This is a genomic window from Marinibacterium sp. SX1 (genome assembly GCF_050389775.1).
Taxonomy (GTDB): Bacteria; Pseudomonadota; Alphaproteobacteria; order Rhodobacterales; family Rhodobacteraceae; genus Marinibacterium.
Genome location: NZ_CP177144.1, coordinates 1,779,743 through 1,797,041, shown reverse-complemented (window position 1 = coordinate 1,797,041; position 17,299 = coordinate 1,779,743). Strand labels below are relative to the sequence as shown.

The 17,299-nt window shown below is 65.4% G+C and carries 17 protein-coding genes; 15 read left to right on the top strand and 2 right to left on the bottom strand.

The window, feature by feature from the left end; translation table 11 throughout:
* Positions 1-6: 6 nt before the first annotated feature.
* Positions 7-636, top strand: coding sequence for a 3-oxoacid CoA-transferase subunit B (locus tag ACK3BB_RS07915; protein ID WP_428928177.1), 630 nt, complete (start codon positions 7-9; stop codon positions 634-636).
* 332 nt (positions 637-968) lie between these two features.
* On the opposite strand, the gene ACK3BB_RS07910 is transcribed toward ACK3BB_RS07915, so the two are convergent.
* Positions 969-1,796 (bottom strand): lytic transglycosylase domain-containing protein, encoded by an 828-nt coding sequence (locus tag ACK3BB_RS07910; RefSeq protein ID WP_428928176.1) that lies wholly within the window; start codon positions 1,794-1,796, stop codon positions 969-971.
* A 366-nt stretch (positions 1,797-2,162) separates the two neighbouring features.
* Here ACK3BB_RS07910 and ACK3BB_RS07905 point away from each other — a divergent pair, with 366 nt between their 5' ends.
* From ACK3BB_RS07905 to ACK3BB_RS07840, 14 genes are all read left to right on the top strand, one after another.
* Positions 2,163-2,342, top strand: coding sequence for a hypothetical protein (locus ACK3BB_RS07905; protein WP_428928175.1), 180 nt, complete (start codon positions 2,163-2,165; stop codon positions 2,340-2,342).
* A gap of 596 nt (positions 2,343-2,938) precedes the next feature.
* On the top strand, positions 2,939-3,118 hold the full coding sequence (locus ACK3BB_RS07900) for a hypothetical protein (protein WP_428928174.1): 180 nt from the start codon (positions 2,939-2,941) through the stop codon (positions 3,116-3,118).
* A gap of 101 nt (positions 3,119-3,219) precedes the next feature.
* Positions 3,220-3,399 carry a hypothetical protein gene (locus tag ACK3BB_RS07895; protein ID WP_428928173.1) on the top strand — a complete coding sequence of 60 codons (180 nt, stop codon included), beginning with the start codon at positions 3,220-3,222 and terminating at the stop codon, positions 3,397-3,399.
* A gap of 362 nt (positions 3,400-3,761) precedes the next feature.
* Positions 3,762-4,613, top strand: a complete 852-nt coding sequence (gene cpaB, locus ACK3BB_RS07890; protein WP_428928172.1) for a Flp pilus assembly protein CpaB — start codon at positions 3,762-3,764, stop codon at positions 4,611-4,613.
* Between the two features lie 210 nt (positions 4,614-4,823).
* On the top strand, positions 4,824-6,248 hold the full coding sequence (locus tag ACK3BB_RS07885) for a type II and III secretion system protein family protein (RefSeq protein ID WP_428928171.1): 1,425 nt from the start codon (positions 4,824-4,826) through the stop codon (positions 6,246-6,248).
* A gap of 88 nt (positions 6,249-6,336) precedes the next feature.
* Positions 6,337-6,942: an OmpA family protein gene (locus tag ACK3BB_RS07880; protein WP_428928699.1), complete on the top strand. Its 606-nt coding sequence runs from the start codon at positions 6,337-6,339 to the stop codon at positions 6,940-6,942.
* A 204-nt stretch (positions 6,943-7,146) separates the two neighbouring features.
* Positions 7,147-8,382, top strand: a complete 1,236-nt coding sequence (locus tag ACK3BB_RS07875; protein WP_428928170.1) for an AAA family ATPase — start codon at positions 7,147-7,149, stop codon at positions 8,380-8,382.
* 30 nt (positions 8,383-8,412) lie between these two features.
* A complete protein-coding gene (locus ACK3BB_RS07870; protein WP_428928169.1) occupies positions 8,413-9,909 on the top strand; it encodes a CpaF family protein in 1,497 nt (498 codons plus the stop codon).
* A gap of 1 nt (position 9,910) precedes the next feature.
* Positions 9,911-10,879 carry a type II secretion system F family protein gene (locus tag ACK3BB_RS07865; RefSeq protein WP_428928168.1) on the top strand — a complete coding sequence of 323 codons (969 nt, stop codon included), beginning with the start codon at positions 9,911-9,913 and terminating at the stop codon, positions 10,877-10,879.
* Positions 10,880-10,889: 10 nt separating this feature from the next.
* Complete coding sequence (locus ACK3BB_RS07860; protein WP_428928167.1) at positions 10,890-11,870, top strand: type II secretion system F family protein; 981 nt, start codon at positions 10,890-10,892, stop codon at positions 11,868-11,870.
* 3 nt (positions 11,871-11,873) lie between these two features.
* Complete coding sequence (locus ACK3BB_RS07855; RefSeq protein ID WP_428928166.1) at positions 11,874-12,458, top strand: tetratricopeptide repeat protein; 585 nt, start codon at positions 11,874-11,876, stop codon at positions 12,456-12,458.
* 27 nt (positions 12,459-12,485) lie between these two features.
* A complete protein-coding gene (locus tag ACK3BB_RS07850; RefSeq protein WP_428928165.1) occupies positions 12,486-13,331 on the top strand; it encodes a tetratricopeptide repeat protein in 846 nt (281 codons plus the stop codon).
* A 4-nt stretch (positions 13,332-13,335) separates the two neighbouring features.
* Entirely contained in the window at positions 13,336-13,830 is a 495-nt protein-coding gene (locus tag ACK3BB_RS07845) for a prepilin peptidase (RefSeq protein WP_428928164.1), read from the top strand.
* 204 nt (positions 13,831-14,034) lie between these two features.
* Positions 14,035-15,342: an ATPase gene (locus ACK3BB_RS07840; RefSeq protein ID WP_428928163.1), complete on the top strand. Its 1,308-nt coding sequence runs from the start codon at positions 14,035-14,037 to the stop codon at positions 15,340-15,342.
* Positions 15,343-15,652: 310 nt separating this feature from the next.
* Here the strand turns inward: ACK3BB_RS07840 and ACK3BB_RS07835 are convergent, their stop codons facing one another.
* Complete coding sequence (locus tag ACK3BB_RS07835; protein ID WP_428928162.1) at positions 15,653-17,182, bottom strand: MDR family MFS transporter; 1,530 nt, start codon at positions 17,180-17,182, stop codon at positions 15,653-15,655.
* Positions 17,183-17,299: the final 117 nt, after the last annotated feature.

The window sequence follows — 17,299 nt, the reverse complement described above, 5'->3', positions numbered from 1 at the left end:
CGACAGATGGCTTGGGACCGCAATCAGATGGCCGCCCGCGCGGCACAGGAACTGGAAGACGGCTGGTACGTGAACCTGGGCATCGGCATCCCGACGCTGGTGTCCAACTTCATCCCCGAAGGTGTCGAGGTCACGCTGCAATCGGAGAACGGGATGCTGGGCATGGGCCCCTTCCCCACCGAGAACGAGATCGACCCCGACCTGATCAACGCCGGCAAGCAGACGATCACCGAACTGCCCCAGACGGCCTATTTCGACAGCGCGCAGAGCTTCGGCATGATCCGGGGCGGCAAGATTGCCATGGCGATCCTGGGCGCGATGGAAGTGGCCGAGAACGGTGACCTGGCCAACTGGATGATCCCGGGCAAGCTGGTCAAGGGCATGGGCGGGGCGATGGACCTGGTGGCCGGTGTCGGGCGGGTTGTCGTGGTGATGGACCACACCAACAAGCACGGCGACAGCAAGGTGCTCAAGGAATGCACCCTGCCGCTGACCGGCAAGGCCGTGGTCGACCGGATCATCACCAACCTGGGCGTGCTGGACGTGGTCGACGGCGGGCTGAAGATCGTCGAATGCGCCGAGGGCGTGACCGAGGACGAGCTGCGCGCCGCCACCCAGGCCACCCTGGTCGACTGACACGGGATCGGGCGCGGGCCGGTGAGACCGGGCCGCGCCGTTTCTCCCGGCGCGATCATGTGCCGGTTTCGGCGGGCGTGATTGCGCGTCAGCTTGCGTCGGCGCGACGTCGGGCCAGTCGCGGGCCGATCTCGGTGGCAGGCGATCACCTTCCGACTTCGGTGGGCGCAATTGCGGGCCGGTCTGGGCGGCGGGCGCTCCCATGCGAGCCTGGGTGGGCGCGACGACGTGCCCGTCCCGGCGATGGGCGATCCCCTCCGGGTAGATGAGCGATCCCATGCAGATCAGTGTGGCGCAAGATCACGCGCCGCCACCGCCCCACCGGGCACCCGCTAGTTCGACGTGGAAAAGACGCATCCGTCCGAGATCAGCTCGGGCGGGGTCTGGCACAGGGCCTTGGCCACCTGGAAGGCGGCCAGCACCTTGGGCACGTAATCGCGGGTTTCGGGAAAGGGCGGCACGCCGCCATGGGTGCGCACCGATCCCGGCCCGGCATTGTAGCCGGCCAGAACAAGGATCGGGTCGGCGTCGAATTCCTTCATCAGGTAATCCAGGTAGCGCACGCCGCCGGCGATGTTCTGTTCGGGCACCAGGCTGTCGGCCACGCCGAATTCCCGGGCCGTCCCCGGCATCAGCTGCATCAGCCCCTGCGCCCCGGCCTTGCTCACCGCATCCGCCCGGCCCGCGCTTTCCACCGCGATCACCGCCAGCACCAGGGCCGGCGACACCCGCGTGCCGACCGTCGAGGTCAGGATGGGAATCGCCCGGGCGCTGGCAATGTCACGCAGGGTCTGCAGGCGCGGCGCGGATACCGGCCCGGCGCTGGCCAGCGCGGCCAGGGCCGGCTGCAACCGTCCCGGCCCTGTATCCCCCAGCGCCGGCGACACCCGCTCCCAGAACCAGTCATAGGTGCTGCCCGCCACGCGCGGCAGGGCACGCGCGGCCTTTTCCTCGGCCGTGGGCGGCGGCGGAACCGAGCGCACCGGCGCGGCATCGGGATCGATCTGCACGGTGATCCGGCGCTTGGTGCCGGGCTTGGGCGGTTTCACCCGCTTGGCCGAAAACTCGGGAAACTCTGCGGGCGTGCTGACGTCCTGCGCCGCCAGCGGCAGGGCCAGCGCACAGGCAAGACAGCTTGCCACCATCTTATGGGCAAACATTTTGGGCCTCGGACTGCTCGATCTTGGTGATCTGGTTTTGCCGACAGGATTAACGAAGCCCCGGATTTTGGCCAGAAATTCCTGCCCAAATTGTGACGGATTGGTCAGATTCGCCCCGATCCGTTGCCGATCCGCCCCGTTCCTCGACGTGCCGCCAAATAACAAAGTCATGTGAATCAAAGGATTACCGGAAAGTTAACAAAATCGCCCCGGGTACAGAAAATTCCGTCTGAGCGCCCCAATGCTGCCACGCGGCGTGGTCCATATGGGCTCATCCAACGACGGACGCGGCCTCGAGTAGAGAGAGCGGGCCAGGGACGACGGGGGATAGCGAAAACCAACCTGTGATCCTTGGAGGGACATCAAATGATCAAGTTCATCAAGAGCTTCCGCAAAGACGAAAACGGTGCCGTGACGGTTGACTGGGTCGTGCTGACCGCTGCTGTCGTGGCCCTGGCCGGCGCTGCCTACACCTCGATCGACTCCGGTGCATCGACCCTGTCGGAAAACACCGAGACCTTCATCGAGAACGAGAACCCGAACTAAGTTTCGGCAATCAGTTTCCCGTGAAAGGGCCGCGCTGCAGGGCGCGGCCCTTTCCTGTTTTCGGGCCCCCGCCTTCCGCCAAGGACCGCCGCGGGCCCGACATCACTGCGCATTTCACGTCACGCGAAGCGCAGAACGCGATTCGCCGCCCCTGTCGGCGCCTGCATTTCGCGCAACGCGACCGCCACACCGCGCCAGGCCGCAATTGGAACGATTCTCCCGCAACGCCGCCCCCCCTGCCGCACGGCGCACGAGACGACCGATGCACCGCGGCCCATCCACATTTCGCGCGGCCCGACCGGCCCCGCGGCCCTTTATCGTCACATCACGCCCCGGCATGGCCCTCTCCGGCACAGCAGACATGCCCCACCGTGCCTCGCAAGGCCGGCCCCGGCGCCCCACGGACGCAATCCGTCACCAATCTGTTTCCCGAAACGCGTCAGAAACATGGAAATGCCTTGTTTCCCGCCGCAATGGCGCCCCAATCCGGGGGCTTTATGTCCTCATGCCGCGATGGACAGGCCGGAAGAGAGAGACCCGGCCACCAGGACAACGCGGACGGACACACAACCCCAATCTCCCTGGAGGGACAAGAAATGATCAAGTTCATCAAAAGCTTCCGCAAAGACGAAGACGGCGCCGTTACGGTTGACTGGGTCGTGCTGACCGCCGCTGTCGTCGCCCTGGCCGGCGCTGCCTACACCTCGATCGAATCCGGTGCATCGACCCTGTCGGAAAACACCGAGACCTTCATCGAGAACGAAAACCCGAACTGAGTTCGGGCCTGACGGTCTCGTCACAGATCCGTGCGGCCACGCTTTGCATGCCAAGGCGTGGCCGTTTCTTCCTCTCCCCTGCTGCCACGTAAGAGGATCCCATGTTCAACAAGCTCAAGACGCTCTGCCGCGACGAGGACGGAGCCGTCACCGTCGACTGGGTCGTCCTGACCGCCGCCGTCGTCGCCCTGGCCGCCACGGCCTTCACCTCGATCCAACATGCCTCGGGGGGCATGGGTGTGGGGCTCGAGGAATATCTGAGTAATTACGAGATCGAGTGACCTGCCGGCGCGACCGGCACCAAGACGTACCTTCGCGGCCCGCCGGGCAGGTACAAAGCCGCGGACAGGCCAATGGGACCGGGCGATAGCCCTGGTCAGGGCCGCCGCGGACGGGGCAAGGCCGGCATGGCCGGCAGGCCCCAGGGCGCCATGATGTGCATCCTGACACACCCGGGACCCTCATCCCCTGCCCCGATCTGCCCCGCTACGGCCGCCTCCATCCATCGGATTCGATCCGATTGCCGCCGCGGCTCCGCAGAGCTTCCCATTTTTGGACACAATTCGGAAATAATCCTTAACGCGAGAACAGGATTATCCAACCGCCGCCACCTGTCCGGCGACAAGATCAAAGAGGTGACGACATGCGCGCAGTATTCGGACTGGTCCTCATTGTCGGGGTGGCCCTTGCCGGCGGCGCCGTGATGATGGCCAAGAACTACATCTCGGCCTACCAGACCGAGCTGGCCCGCGAACGCGCGGCCCGCGATGCCGTCGTGCCGACCGTCCAGGTCATGGTGGCCAACCGCGCCCTGCGCTATGGCGAGACGATCACGGCCGAAGACGTGCGCGCCGTGCGCTGGCCCAAGAACGCCATGCCCGAAGGCACCTTTACCTCGGCCGAGGCGCTGTTCCCGATCGAGGACGAGCCGCGCTTCGTCCTGCGGGCGATGGAAAAGGACGAGGCCGTCCTGGCGCTCAAGATCACCGAGCCCGGCGAGGATGCCGGCATCACCTCGCGGCTGGAACGGGGCATGCGGGCGTTCACGATCAAGGTCGACGTGGCCTCGGGCGTGTCGGGCTTCCTGCGGCCCGGTGACCGGGTCGATGTCTACTGGACCGGGTCGACCCGCGATGCCATCGAAGGCGGCCGGGGCGAGCTGACCAAGCTGATCGGCACGAACATCCAGCTGATCGCCATCGACCAGACCGCCGGCGAGGATATCGACGGCACGGTCATCGCGCGCACCGTCACCGTGGCCGCCCTGCCCCAGCAGGTCGCCGGCCTGGCCCAGGCGCAGAACACCGGGCGGCTGTCGCTGGCCCTGGTCGGCGCCGATGACGATACCGTGGCCTCGGCCATGGATGTCGACCAGCGCATCCTGCTGGGCATCGAGGAAGACACCCAGCCCGTCGCCAAGGAAAAGAAGGTCTGCACCATCCGCACGCGCCGCGGCGCCGAGGTGGTCGACATTCCGATCCCCTGCACCAATTGATCGCCCCCTGCGCAGCGCCCGCCCCCGCGGGCCCTGGCCGCCCTGCCCCGGCAGAGCGGCCTTTTTGCGTCACCTGTTGCACCTTGTCCACATGAACGCCCGGGCCAAAGGCGTTGATTCTTGCAATAAAAGCCAAACTCGCTCAACATGAGGCCAATTCCGGGCAACAAGACCCGAAACACTCGAGGCGTGATCGGAAAGGCAGGTCACATGACAATTCGCACGACCTTTGGTGCGGCCCTCCTGGGGCTGGCCTGTGCCGTGGCGCAGATGCCGGGGATGGCATCTGCCGAAATCGTCCGCCAGGTCAATCGCGGGGCCAGCTCGACGCTGGACGTGCCGATGAACCGGGCGGTTGTTGTCGAAAGTGATGTGCCCTTCGCGGAATTGTCGATCGCCAACCCTGGCATCGCCGATATTTCCTCGCTGTCGGACCGCACGATCTATGTCCTGGGCAAGAGCCCGGGCCTGACCACGCTGACCCTGCTCAACGATGCCGGCCAGCTGATCACCAACGTGACGGTCAACGTGTCGGCCGACGTGACCGAGTTCAAGGAACGCCTGCGCCAGATCCTGCCCGACGAGAAGATCGAGGTGCGCACCGCCAATGACGGCATCGTGCTGTCGGGCATGGTGTCCTCGACCCAGCGGATGGACCGGGCGCTGGACCTGGCCGAGCGTTATGCGCCCGAACGGGTGTCCAACCTGATGAGCGTCGGCGGCGTGCACCAGGTCATGCTCAAGGTGCGCTTTGCCGAGATGCAGCGCGCGGTGTCGAAATCGCTGTCGGCCTCGCTGGGCCTGAACGGGTCGATGTTCGGCAGCAACCTGGGCCTGAACGGCGGCTCGGGCACGCTGAACACCTCGGGCGCGCTGAGCAATGCGTTTTCGGGCAACATCCCGGAATCGAACGAAAACACCGGGGCTGTGCTGTTCGGCTTCAACGCCGGTTCGGTGCAGGTCGGCCTGCTGCTGGAGGCGCTGGAACAGAAGGGCGTCGTGCGCTCGCTGGCCGAGCCCAACCTGACGGCCCTGTCGGGCCAGGAAGCCAAGTTCCTGGCCGGCGGCGAATATCCCGTGCCGATCGCCCAGGACCTGGGCCAGATCGGGGTCGAGTTCAAACCCTTCGGTATCCAGCTCAACTTCATCCCGCGCGTCGTCGACAACCAGGTCATCAACCTTGAGCTCGAAGCCGCGGTCTCGGCCATCGACAGTTCCAACGGGATCTCGGTCAACGGGTTCGAGATCGATGCCTTCACCCGCCGGTCGACCTCGACCACGGTCGAGCTGCGCGACGGCGAGAGCTTTGCCATCGCCGGGCTGATCGAGGACAATTTCCTCGACAACTCGGCCCAGCTGCCCTGGCTGGGCGACGTGCCCGTGCTGGGCACGCTGTTCCGCAGCGCCGATTACCAGCGCAACCAGACCGAGCTTGTGATCATCGTCACGGCCCATCTCGTCACCCCCACCCGGGGCGAGGCGCTGGCCCTGCCGACCGACCGGGTCAAGCCGCCCAGCGAAAAGGACCTGTTCCTGTTCGGCAAGGTGGCCGATACCAACCGGCCCCAGGCCGGCCCGGCCGGCGAAGTGGCCAAGCAGGATTTCAGCGGGTCCTATGGCTATGTCATGGATTGATCGGGAGAAAACGCCGATGACCGGACCGATGACAGCCCCACTGGCCCGCCCGATGGCCGCCCCCCGCCGGATCGCGACATGGGCAGGCATGGCCTGCCTGGCCCTGGCCGTGGCCGGGTGCAGCAACGAAGCGGGCTACGAGCTGGACGGGGGATCGTTCGGCAACGCGACGTTCAACAACCAGCAGATCCAGACCGGGGCGATGCAATACACCCAGCTGCTGAACGACCGTTTCGCCGCCGAGGTGCCGACCACGATCACCTTTGCCTTCGACAGCGCCGTTCTGGACGCCAATGCCCAGGCCGTCCTGGCCCGCCAGGCGACCTGGATCCGCCAGTTCCCCGAGGTCCGTTTCCGCGTCTACGGTCATACCGATGCGGTGGGCTCGCCGGCCTACAACAAGCAGCTGGGCCTGCGCCGGGCCAATGCCGCCGTGGCCTACCTGACCACCCATGGCATCAGCCGGTCGCGGCTGGAAGCGGTGGTGTCCTATGGCGAAACCCAGCCCGCCGTGGTGACCAGCAACCGTGAACGCCGCAACCGGCGCACGGTGACCGAGGTGTCGGGCTTTGTCGGCCGTCACCCGACCGTGATGGACGGCAAATATGCCCAGATCATCTATCGCGACTACATCACCAGCGCCCAGTCCGAGACCACGCTGACCGGCATCCAGGCCGAGCTGCTGGAAGACTGACAATAAGGCAAAGCGGCGCCTCATCGTCGCCGCTTTCCCTACAATTGGGTCTTTTAAGCCCCAATCTCGCCTTCATTCCCCTCGACATTATCCCCACTGGGTCAACTGCGCCCTGGTCGATTCTCTCACATCGTACCAGCGGCGAGCAGGTCCGTCAGGCACGGCGCAAGCCGTGTGCGGGCCTGCAGGAAAGGGGAACAAGAAATGAGTGGAACGATCCCGCAACCGGAACCGACGCCGATCGTTGCATGTACCGTCAGCCGGGATGTCCAGATCTTCGATCTGCTGATCGAGGACATGGAAATGGCGCTTGGCGAGGCCTGGGGCGACCTGGGTTTTGCCGAGGCCCTGGCCTTCTTCTCGCAGCCCGAGGCCCAGAGCCTGGAATTCATCGCCCTGGCCATCGATTCGGCCGACGAGGACAACCTTGTCCTGCTGGGCGAGATCATCACCCAGGCCAAGGCACGCGACATCCAGGTCATCCTGATCGCCGAGGACGTGACCCCGGCCTCGCTGCACCAGCTGCTGCGCAAGGGCGCCGACGAATTCGTGCCCTACCCCCTGCCCGAACAGGAACTGCAGATGGCCATCGACCGGCTGGGCCAGATCGACGAGCCGCCGGCGCATCAGCAACCGGCCCACAAGCTGAAGACGGGCACCGACAAGGAAGGCGCACTGCTGGTCTGCCATGGCCTGGCCGGGGGCGTCGGGTCGACGACGCTGGCCGTCAACCTGGCCTGGGAGCTGGCCAATATCGAGGATGACCAGGCCCATTCGGTCTGCCTGATCGACCTTGACCTGCAATATGGCTCGGTGGCGACCTACCTTGACCTGCCCCGGCGCGAGGCGGTCTTCGAATTGCTGTCGGACACCGAAGAGATGGACGACGAGGTCTTCGGCGCGGCTCTGCTCAGTTTCCAGGACAAGCTGCAGGTGCTGACCGCCCCGGCCGAGATGCTGCCCCTCGACCTGATCGGGCCCGAGGATGTCGACCGCATCATCTCGATGGCGCGCAAGCATTTCGACTACGTCGTGATCGACATGCCGTCGACGCTGGTGCAATGGTCCGAAACCGTGTTGCAGTCGGCGCATGTGTATTTCGCCGCGCTCGAACTCGACATGCGCTCGGCCCAGAACGCCCTGCGGCTGAAACGGGCGCTGCAATCCGAGGACCTGCCCTTCAACAAGCTGCGCTTCGCGCTCAACCGGGCGCCCAAGTTCACCGACCTGTCGGGCAAGAGCCGGGTCAAGCGGATGGCCGAAAGCCTCGGGATCTCGATCGACCTGCAATTGCCCGATGGCGGCCGCCAGGTGGCGCAATGCGGTGACCACGGGCTGCCGCTGCAATCCTCGGCGGCCAAGAACCCGCTGCGCAAGGAAATCCTGAAACTGGCGCTGTCGGTCCACGAGCTGGGCCGCAACGACGCCGTCGCCGCCTGATCGGCGCGCCTGTCACCGGGGGTATGAGCCATGTTTTCCCGCTACAAGAAGAGCACTGACGCCGCGCCGCGCAAGGCCCCGCCCGGAGGCGCGGGCACGGCCGCCGCGGTCAAGCCGGCGGCCGGCGACAGCCCGGCGTCTAACGCCCCCGCCCCCGCTGCCGCCGCAGCGGCGGCCAAGGCCTCGCTGCGCCGGCCCGTCGAGCGCAAGGCCGCCGAGGCCCAGGCCGGCGACAAGGAACGCAAGCGCAAGGAGCGGATGGGCGAGATCAAGGTCGAGCTGCACCGCGAGCTGCTGGAAAACCTGAACCTGGCCGCGCTGGAAACCGCGACCGAAAAGGACCTGCGCAACGAGATCAGCCAGATCACCGGCGAGATCCTCGAAACCAAGGGCATCGTGCTGAACCGCGAGGACCGGCAGACGCTCAACAAGGAGCTCTACGACGAGGTCAAGGGCCTCGGTCCGCTGGAAACCCTGCTGCAGGACGACACCGTCAACGACATCCTGGTCAACGGCCCCCACCAGATCTTCATCGAACGGGCGGGCAAGCTGGAACTCAGCGACGTCACCTTCAAGGACGAACGCCACCTGCTGCGGATCATCGACAAGATCGTCTCGGCCGTGGGCCGGCGGGTCGATGAATCCAACCCCTATGTCGACGCCCGCCTGGCCGACGGCTCGCGCTTCAACGCCATGGTGCCGCCGATCGCCGTCGATGGCTCGCTGGTGTCCATTCGTAAGTTCAAGAAGGACAAGCTGGGCATCGACGACCTGGTCAGCTTTGGCGCGTTCACCGAGGAAATGGCCGCCTACCTGCAGGCCGCCGTGGCCACCCGGCTCAACATCATCGTCTCGGGCGGGACCGGCTCGGGCAAGACGACCACGCTGAACGCGCTGTCGTCCTTCATCGACAATGCCGAACGCATCCTGACCATCGAGGACACGGCCGAACTGCAGCTGCAACAGACCCACGTCGGCCGGATGGAAAGCCGCCCGCCCAACGTCGAGGGCAAGGGCGAGGTCTCTCCCCGCGACTGTCTGAAGAACGCCCTGCGGATGCGTCCCGACCGGATCATCGTCGGCGAGACGCGTGGCGAGGAGGTCATCGACATGCTGCAGGCCATGAACACCGGCCACGACGGCTCGATGACCACGATCCACGCCAACTCGGCCCGCGATGGCGTCAGCCGCCTGGAAAACATGATCGCCATGGCCGGCATCGAGATGCCGATCAAGGCCGTCCGGTCACAGATCTCCTCGGCCGTGAACCTGATCGTGCAGGCCAGCCGCCTGCAGGACGGTTCGCGCCGGATGACCTCGATCACGGAAATCACCGGCATGGAAGGCGACGTGATCTCGATGCAGGAAATCTTTCGCTATCAGCGCGTCGGCCTGACCCCCGACAACAAGATCATCGGCCATTTCACGGCCACCGGCGTGCGCAGCCATTATTCCGAACGTTTCCGCATGTGGGGCTATGACCTGCCGGCGGCGATCTACGAACCCACACGGATGGAGGGACGCTGACATGCAGATTTCCGCGGAACCGATCATCTATGGCCTGATCTTCATCGGCGTGCTGGTGCTGGTCGAAGGCGTCTACCTGGTGGCCTTCGGCAAATCGATCAGCCTGAACAGCAAGGTCAACCGCCGGCTGGAAATGCTCGACAAGGGCGCCGGCCGGGAACAGGTGCTGGAGCAACTCCGCAAGGAGATGCAGCAGCACATGAAATCGCAGTCGATCCCGCTGTATTCGCTTCTGGCCGACAAGGCCCAGAAGGCGGCGATCGCGTTCTCTCCGCGCCAGCTGATCATGCTGATGGGCGCGCTGGCCGCCGTGGCCTTTGTCGGGCTCAGCGTCGGCACCTCGGCCGACATGTCGATCAAGCTGCTTGCCTCGGCCGGCATCGGCATCGGCGCGGTCTACATGTGGGTCAACACCAAGGCCAAGAAACGGATCGACATGATCCAGGAACAGCTGCCCGACGCGGTGGAACTGATGGTGCGCAGCCTGCGCGTCGGCCACCCGTTCTCGTCGGCCGTGCAGATCGTGGCCAAGGAGGTCGAAGACCCGCTGGCCACCGAGTTCGGCATCATCGCCGACGAAAGCGCCTATGGCCGCGACATGGGCGATGCGCTGAAGGAAATGGCCGAACGGCTCGACATGCAGGATCTGCGCTTCCTCGCCGTGGCCGTGACCATCCAGCAGCAATCGGGCGGCAACCTGGCCGAGATCCTCGACGGGCTGGCCAAGGTGATCCGCGCGCGCTTCCGCCTGTTCCGGCGGGTCAAGGCGATCACCGCCGAGGCGCAATGGTCGGGCAAGTTCCTGTCGGGCTTCCCGCTGATGTGCCTGATCCTGATCCTGGTCAATGACCCGGGCTATTACGACGAAGTGCTCGACCACGCCTATTTCATCCCGGCCTGCTTCATCGTCGGCATCATGCTGACCATGAACATCTTCGTGATGCGCATGCTCACCAACATCAAGGTCTGAGGTCCCCACCATGGATATCATCAGCGAAATCAACGACATCCTCACCGGCTCGCTGGGCCCTTTCGGCCCGCTGATCGCCGTCGGCATGCTGGGCGTGATCATGATCCTGGTCACTCTGCCCATGCTGCTGAACCAGCGCGAGGACCCGCTCAAGAAGCTCAAGAAATCGGCCTCGACCGACAGCGCCAAGAAGCCCAAGAAGGAACGCCTGCGCCAGGCCGGGCGGAACGAACAGCTCGACCGGTTTGCCACCTTCCTCGAACCGCAGGACAAGGAAGAGCTGTCGTCGCTGCAGCTCAAGCTGCGCCAGGCCGGCTACATGTCCAAGGATTCGGTCCGGCTGTATACCTTCGCCCAGTTCGCCCTGGGCCTGATCGGGCTGGGCATCGGCTTTACCTACACGATCCTGCTGGGCCATGGCGACGACATGGATACCCAGAAAAAACTGATGTACCTGCTCGGCCCCGGCGCCGTGGGATACCTGCTGCCGAAATACTGGGTCACCCGGCGCATGGAAGAGCGCAAGGAAAAGATCACCCAGGGCTTCCCCGACGCGCTGGACATGATGCTGGTCTGTGTCGAGGCCGGCCAGTCGCTGGACCAGTCGATCGTGCGCGTGGCCAAGGAGATCCGGGCGTCCTTCCCCGACCTGGCCGACGAGTTCGACATCGTCTCGCACGAGATGAAGGCCGGCAAGGAGAAGGAACGCGTGCTGCGCGATTTCGCCACCCGCTGCGGGGTGTCCGACGTGTCGTCCTTTGTCACCGTGATGATCCAGTCGCAAAGTTTCGGCACCTCGATCGCCGAGGCCCTGCGGGTCTATGCCGGCGAGATGCGGGACAAGCGGGTGATGCGCGCCGAAGAGGCCGCAAACAAGTTGCCAACCAAAATGACGCTTGCCACAATGACCCTCACGGTGCCGCCGCTGCTGATCATCCTGGTCGGCCCCTCGGCGAACGGCATCGCCAACCTGGGCGGCATGAGCAAGTAACACATGAAGAATTCCGGTGCCGGACGGCAGCAGGCAAGGGCCGGCACCCTCCTGATGATGCTGGGCATCGTGGCGGCGTGTTCCCAACCGGGGATCACGCCGTCCGACACCGACGGGCTCTATGCGCCGGGGGTCAACCTGCGGCAGGAGGCCGTCGACGGCGTGGTGGTGGGCAACCGGCTGATCGGGGCCGGCCAGTACGAGTTGGCCATCGATGCCTTTACCCGCGCGGCGCTGGAACAGGGCATGTCCCCCGAGATCATCCTGGGCTTCGGCACGGCCAACCTCGGGCTGGGCCGGCTGGGCCAGGCCGAACAGCAGCTGCGCCGGGCGACCAAGCAAAGCCCCGACTGGCCCGAGGCCTGGAACAACCTGGGCGTCCTGCTGATCGAAAAGGAAGAATGGGCCGAGGCGGCCGGGGTCTTCCGCAAGGCCTATGCGCTGGACAATGGCCAAAGTGACTCAATCCGCGATAATTTGCGCTTGGCTCTCGCAAAAAGCGAAAATCCTGTTAATACTGCTGAGCAAAACCAAGAATTTACATTGGTGCCGCAGGGAGGCGTCGTTCTCCTGAAGCAGGCGCCGTGAGGCAAGAGCAGCAAGGGACGCAGGAACATGCGCCATCCTCTAATCCTGTCGGCAGGGCTGGCAGCGGTACTGGTCGTGTCGGCCTGTGCCGACAAGAGCGAAGAGACGGTGGAACGGGCCTTTCAGGACGTCAACGTCGTCGATGAAAGCAACCTCAACGACGTCATGCTGACGGTGGCCGACCCCAACGAGGCGGTGACCTATTTCTCACGGGCGACGGGCGACAATCCCGACCGGATCGACCTGCAGCGCGGGCTGGCGATTTCGCTGGTGCGTTCCAAGCGCACGACCGAGGCGGTCAGCGCCTGGAAGAAGGTCGTGTCGATGCCCGGGGCCACGGCCGACGACAAGGTCGACCTGGCCGATGCGCTGATCCGGGCCGGCGAATGGGACCAGGCCGAAGCCGCGCTGGACGAGGTGCCGCCCACCCACGAGACCTTCAAGCGCTATCGCCTCGAAGCCATGGTGGCCGATGGCAACAAGGAATGGTCCAAGTCCGACAGTTTCTACGAAGTGGCCGTGGGCCTGACCACCCGGCCGGCCAGCGTGCTGAACAACTGGGGTTACTCCAAGCTGAGCCGCGGCGATTACGCGGCGGCCGAACGGCTGTTCGGCGAGGCGATCCGCAATGACGCCACGCTGTTCACGGCCAAGAACAACATCGTCCTGGCCCGCGGGGCACAGCGCAACTACGTGCTGCCGGTGATCCCGATGGACCAGTCGGAACGGGCCCAGCTGCTGCACACCATGGCGCTGTCGGCGATCAAGCAGGGCGATGTCGAGACCGGCAAGACGCTTCTGCGCGAGGCGATCGACACCCATCCGCAGCATTTCGAAGCCGCCGTGCGGGCCCTGCGCGCGCTGGAAGCCTGACGCCGTGCAGATCCCGGCGACGCAGGCGCTGATCTTCCTGCCCTTCGTGCTGCCGATCTGTTTCCACGTGGCCTTCACCGATCTGCGCGCGATGCGGATCACCAACCAGGCCGTGGTGGCCCTGGCGCTGGTCTTCGTGGTCATCGGGCCCTTCGTGATGCCCCTGCCCGACTATGGCTGGCGCTGGGTGCACATGATCGCGGCGCTGGTTCTGGGCATGGTGCTGAACGCCGGAGGCGCCATGGGCGCGGGCGATGCCAAGTTCATCGCCGCCGCCGCACCCTTCATTGCCCCGGGCGACGTGTCGGTCATCGTCAAGCTGCTGGCCGCCGTGATCCTGGCCGCCGTGGTCACCCATCGCGGCGCCCGGCTGACCCCCCTGCGCCGGATCTGCCCCGAGTGGCTGAGCTGGGAGCAGAAGGGCGATTTCCCCATGGGCCTGGCCCTGGGCGGCACGCTGGCCTTCTACATCGTGCTGGGCGCGATCTACGGGGCCTGAACCCCGGGGGCAGAGACACCAGCCGCCCCGTGAACCTGCATCCGGGCCAGCCCGTTCTTTTCCAAAAGAACGGCCCGGAATTTTCGAAAATTCCGGGGGCGGCGCCGGCCGGCAAGGTCCCGCGCCCGACCGGCTGCACCCTTTTCCCCGAATTCCGCCACAATCCCGTGGCACCAAGGCCCCAACCAACGTGGGGCCTACCAGATGAACATGCAGCCGACGGGCGTGATCGCGCCGCCCTCGCCCAAGCACCTCGCCGAAATCGAACTGCCCATGGTCATGATGCGGGACATCCTGCTCAAGACCATGTTCCGCAAGACGCTCGACCTTGTCAGCGAACTGGCCCAGGCGCTCTGCCTGCCGATCCCGATCACCCAGGAGCTTGTCGACCTGGCCCGCGAACAGAAGCTGCTGGAAGCCACCGGCACGCTGAACGCCAATTCGGGCAACGAGATGGGCTATCAGCTGACCGACCAGGGCAAGGCCCGGGCGCTGGATGCCCTGGCCCAGTCGGAATATTTCGGGGCCATGCCGGTGCCCCTGCACATCTACCGCGAACAGGTCAAACGCCAGTCGATCCGCAACATCCAGGTCACCCGCGACCAGCTGACCACGGCCATGGGCCACCTGATCCTGCCGCCCGAGCTGCTGGACCACCTCGGCCCGGCGGTCAGCGCCGGCCGGTCGATCCTGATGTACGGGCCGCCGGGAAACGGCAAATCGTCGATCTCCAACGGCATCCGCGACGCCCTGGGCGACAAGGTCTACGTGCCCCGGGCCATCGAATATTCCGGCCAGGTCATCACGGTCTACGACCCGATCGTGCACAACGCCCTGCCCGACATCGTCGACGACCCGACCTCGCTGCGCCGGGCCAAGCGGTTCGACCAGCGGTATGTCTGCTGCGAACGCCCGACCGTGGTCACCGGCGGCGAGCTCAGCCTGTCGATGCTAGACCTGGTCTACAACCCCACCGCGCGGACCTACCAGGCCCCGCTGCAGCTGAAATCGACCGGGGGGATCTTCATCGTCGACGACCTTGGCCGCCAGGCCGAGCCGCCGCAGGCACTGGTCAACCGCTGGATCGTGCCGCTGGAGGAAAGCAAGGACATCCTCGGCCTGCAATCGGGCGAGAAGTTCGAAGTGCCCTTTGACACGCTGGTGATCTTTTCGACCAACTTCCATCCCAACGAGATCTTCGACAACGCGGCGTTGCGGCGGATCTTCTTCAAGATCAAGATCGACGGGCCGGACCAGGAGAACTTTCTCAAGATCTTCGCCATGGTCGCGCGCAAGAAGAAGATGCCGCTGGACGAACGGGCGTTGGTCCACCTGATCCGCAACAAGTACCCGACGATCGACAATGTCTATGCCAATTACCAGCCGGTCTTCCTGATCGACCAGATGATCGCGATCTGCGAATTCGAAGGCATCCCCTACCAGATGTCACCCGAGCTGATCGACCGGGCCTGGGCCAACATGTTCGTGCGCGACGAGGTCATCGTGAAATAGGCCAAGACACCGGGGGCCGCCTCAATGGTCCGGCGCTTGGGGGCAAGCCGCGCAGTGGTGCGCCGAGGGCGTTCGACGCGACAACCAGGTGCTCTAGTTCGGCGCAACAACCCGGCGCGGGGCTCGGTGCGACAGCGACGCAATGCTCTGGCACTGGGTTCACGCACCGCCCGACGCACAAATTCAGCGCCAAGTCCCCGTCAAAAGGCCAGACAATCCCAACTGGGCGGTTTGCCCGCGGCACGATGGCCGCGAGCTGACCGGACGGCGACAGGGATGGAACGCCGTCCGGCCGAAGGTGCAACCGGGGTTACTCGGCCGGTTGCGCCTGTGGCTGTGCCTGCCCCGGCACGCGGTCCTGCAGGGGCAGTTCGATCATCATCAGCGACACGGCGCAGGCCAGCAGGGCCAGCACGCAGGCGATCCAGAAGACCGGGTGCAGGGCGGCGGCGATGCCCTGGGTGACCAGCTCCTGCATCGCCGGGTCCATCGCGGCGATCATCTCCTTGGTCAGCGCCCGGGGCGAGCCTTCGATGGCATTGCCCAGCTGGCTTTGCAGCCCGGCGGCAAAGATCGCGCCAAAAGCCGCCGTGCCGACCGACCCGCCGATCAGGCGGAACATATTGGCCGAAGCCGTGCCGATGCCGATCATATGCGCGGGCACGGCATTCTGGATGGCCGTCACGCCCACGCCCATCGTCGGGCCGATGCCCAGCCCGACCAGGATCATGGTGACCACGATCCACCAGTTCGGCGTATGGGCATGGGTCAGGGCCATCGACACCATGGCCAGGGCCAGCAGGGCCGTCGAGGCCACGGGCAGCATGCGGTATTGCCCGGTCCGGGCCATGACCTGGCCGGCCAGGGTCGAGGCGCCGATCAGCCCTGCCATCATCGGAAAGACAAAGAGGCCCGAGGCCGCCGGCGACATGCCTTTGACGACCTGCATGAAGAACGGCACGAAGGTGATCGTGCCGAACATGGTCACGCCGATGATCAGCCCGACGGAATTCGACACGACGAAATTGTTGATGCGGAACAGCTGCAACGGCAGGATCGGCTCCTGCGCCCGGCTTTCGATGCGGATGAACAGGGCCAGGGCCAGCAGCACCAGCACCACCAGGCCGATGATCAGCGGGCTGGACCAGGGCAGCACCGACCCGCCCAGGCTGGCCGTCAGCACCGTCAGCGACAGCACGCCGGTCAGGCTGGCCGCGCCGGCATAATCGATCGACACCCGCGTGTTGCGCCGGGTGCCATCCAGCGCCAGGGTCAGCACGGTCAGCGCGGCCAGGCCCAGCGGCAGGTTGATCAGAAAGATCCACTGCCAGTCCCAATGCTGCACGATAAAGCCCCCGGCCAGCGGCCCGACAACCGTCGACAGGCCAAAGACCGAACCCAGGATGCCCTGGTAGCGCCCGCGCTCGCGGGGCGAGACATTGTCGGCCACGGTGGCCATCGACGACACGATCAGCCCGCCTCCGCCCAGGCCCTGGACAAAGCGGCCGGCCACCAGCACCCACAATTCCGGCGCCAGCGCACACAGCACCGACCCGGCCAGAAACACCCCGATGCCGCATTGCATGACGATCTTGCGCCCAAAGAGGTCGCCCAGCTTGCCGAAGACCGGCGCGCTGACCGTCGCGGCCATCAGGTAGGCCGTGATGACCCAGGTGATCTGGTCCATGCCGCCAAGATCGCCCAGGATGACCGGCAGGGCTGTCGTGACCACGGTTTGCCCAAGGGATGCGAGAAAAAGCACCGAAGAGACGGCCAGGAAGATTGCGACCAGCCGTCTGGGCTCCAATTGGTCGGGGGTGCTTGGGATTGAATCGGTCACATGTTAATCCTTGATACCAATCCGCCCCGCCCGGCCATGGAATCCATGGTCGAAGACAGGGTACGACAGGCGGCAGAAAGGCCGCCGGCCCTTGACGGGGGCGGATACGGGTGTTGG

Bases quoted from the DNA above. Each gene is read 5' to 3' on its own strand.
- ACK3BB_RS07915 (WP_428928177.1), top strand. From the start codon at position 7: ATGGCTTGGGACCGCAATCAGATGGCCGCCCGCGCGGCACAGGAACTG.
- ACK3BB_RS07910 (WP_428928176.1), bottom strand. From the start codon at position 1,796: ATGTTTGCCCATAAGATGGTGGCAAGCTGTCTTGCCTGTGCGCTGGCC.
- ACK3BB_RS07905 (WP_428928175.1), top strand. From the start codon at position 2,163: ATGATCAAGTTCATCAAGAGCTTCCGCAAAGACGAAAACGGTGCCGTG.
- ACK3BB_RS07900 (WP_428928174.1), top strand. From the start codon at position 2,939: ATGATCAAGTTCATCAAAAGCTTCCGCAAAGACGAAGACGGCGCCGTT.
- ACK3BB_RS07895 (WP_428928173.1), top strand. From the start codon at position 3,220: ATGTTCAACAAGCTCAAGACGCTCTGCCGCGACGAGGACGGAGCCGTC.
- cpaB (WP_428928172.1), top strand. From the start codon at position 3,762: ATGCGCGCAGTATTCGGACTGGTCCTCATTGTCGGGGTGGCCCTTGCC.
- ACK3BB_RS07885 (WP_428928171.1), top strand. From the start codon at position 4,824: ATGACAATTCGCACGACCTTTGGTGCGGCCCTCCTGGGGCTGGCCTGT.
- ACK3BB_RS07880 (WP_428928699.1), top strand. From the start codon at position 6,337: ATGGCCTGCCTGGCCCTGGCCGTGGCCGGGTGCAGCAACGAAGCGGGC.
- ACK3BB_RS07875 (WP_428928170.1), top strand. From the start codon at position 7,147: ATGAGTGGAACGATCCCGCAACCGGAACCGACGCCGATCGTTGCATGT.
- ACK3BB_RS07870 (WP_428928169.1), top strand. From the start codon at position 8,413: ATGTTTTCCCGCTACAAGAAGAGCACTGACGCCGCGCCGCGCAAGGCC.
- ACK3BB_RS07865 (WP_428928168.1), top strand. From the start codon at position 9,911: ATGCAGATTTCCGCGGAACCGATCATCTATGGCCTGATCTTCATCGGC.
- ACK3BB_RS07860 (WP_428928167.1), top strand. From the start codon at position 10,890: ATGGATATCATCAGCGAAATCAACGACATCCTCACCGGCTCGCTGGGC.
- ACK3BB_RS07855 (WP_428928166.1), top strand. From the start codon at position 11,874: ATGAAGAATTCCGGTGCCGGACGGCAGCAGGCAAGGGCCGGCACCCTC.
- ACK3BB_RS07850 (WP_428928165.1), top strand. From the start codon at position 12,486: ATGCGCCATCCTCTAATCCTGTCGGCAGGGCTGGCAGCGGTACTGGTC.
- ACK3BB_RS07840 (WP_428928163.1), top strand. From the start codon at position 14,035: ATGAACATGCAGCCGACGGGCGTGATCGCGCCGCCCTCGCCCAAGCAC.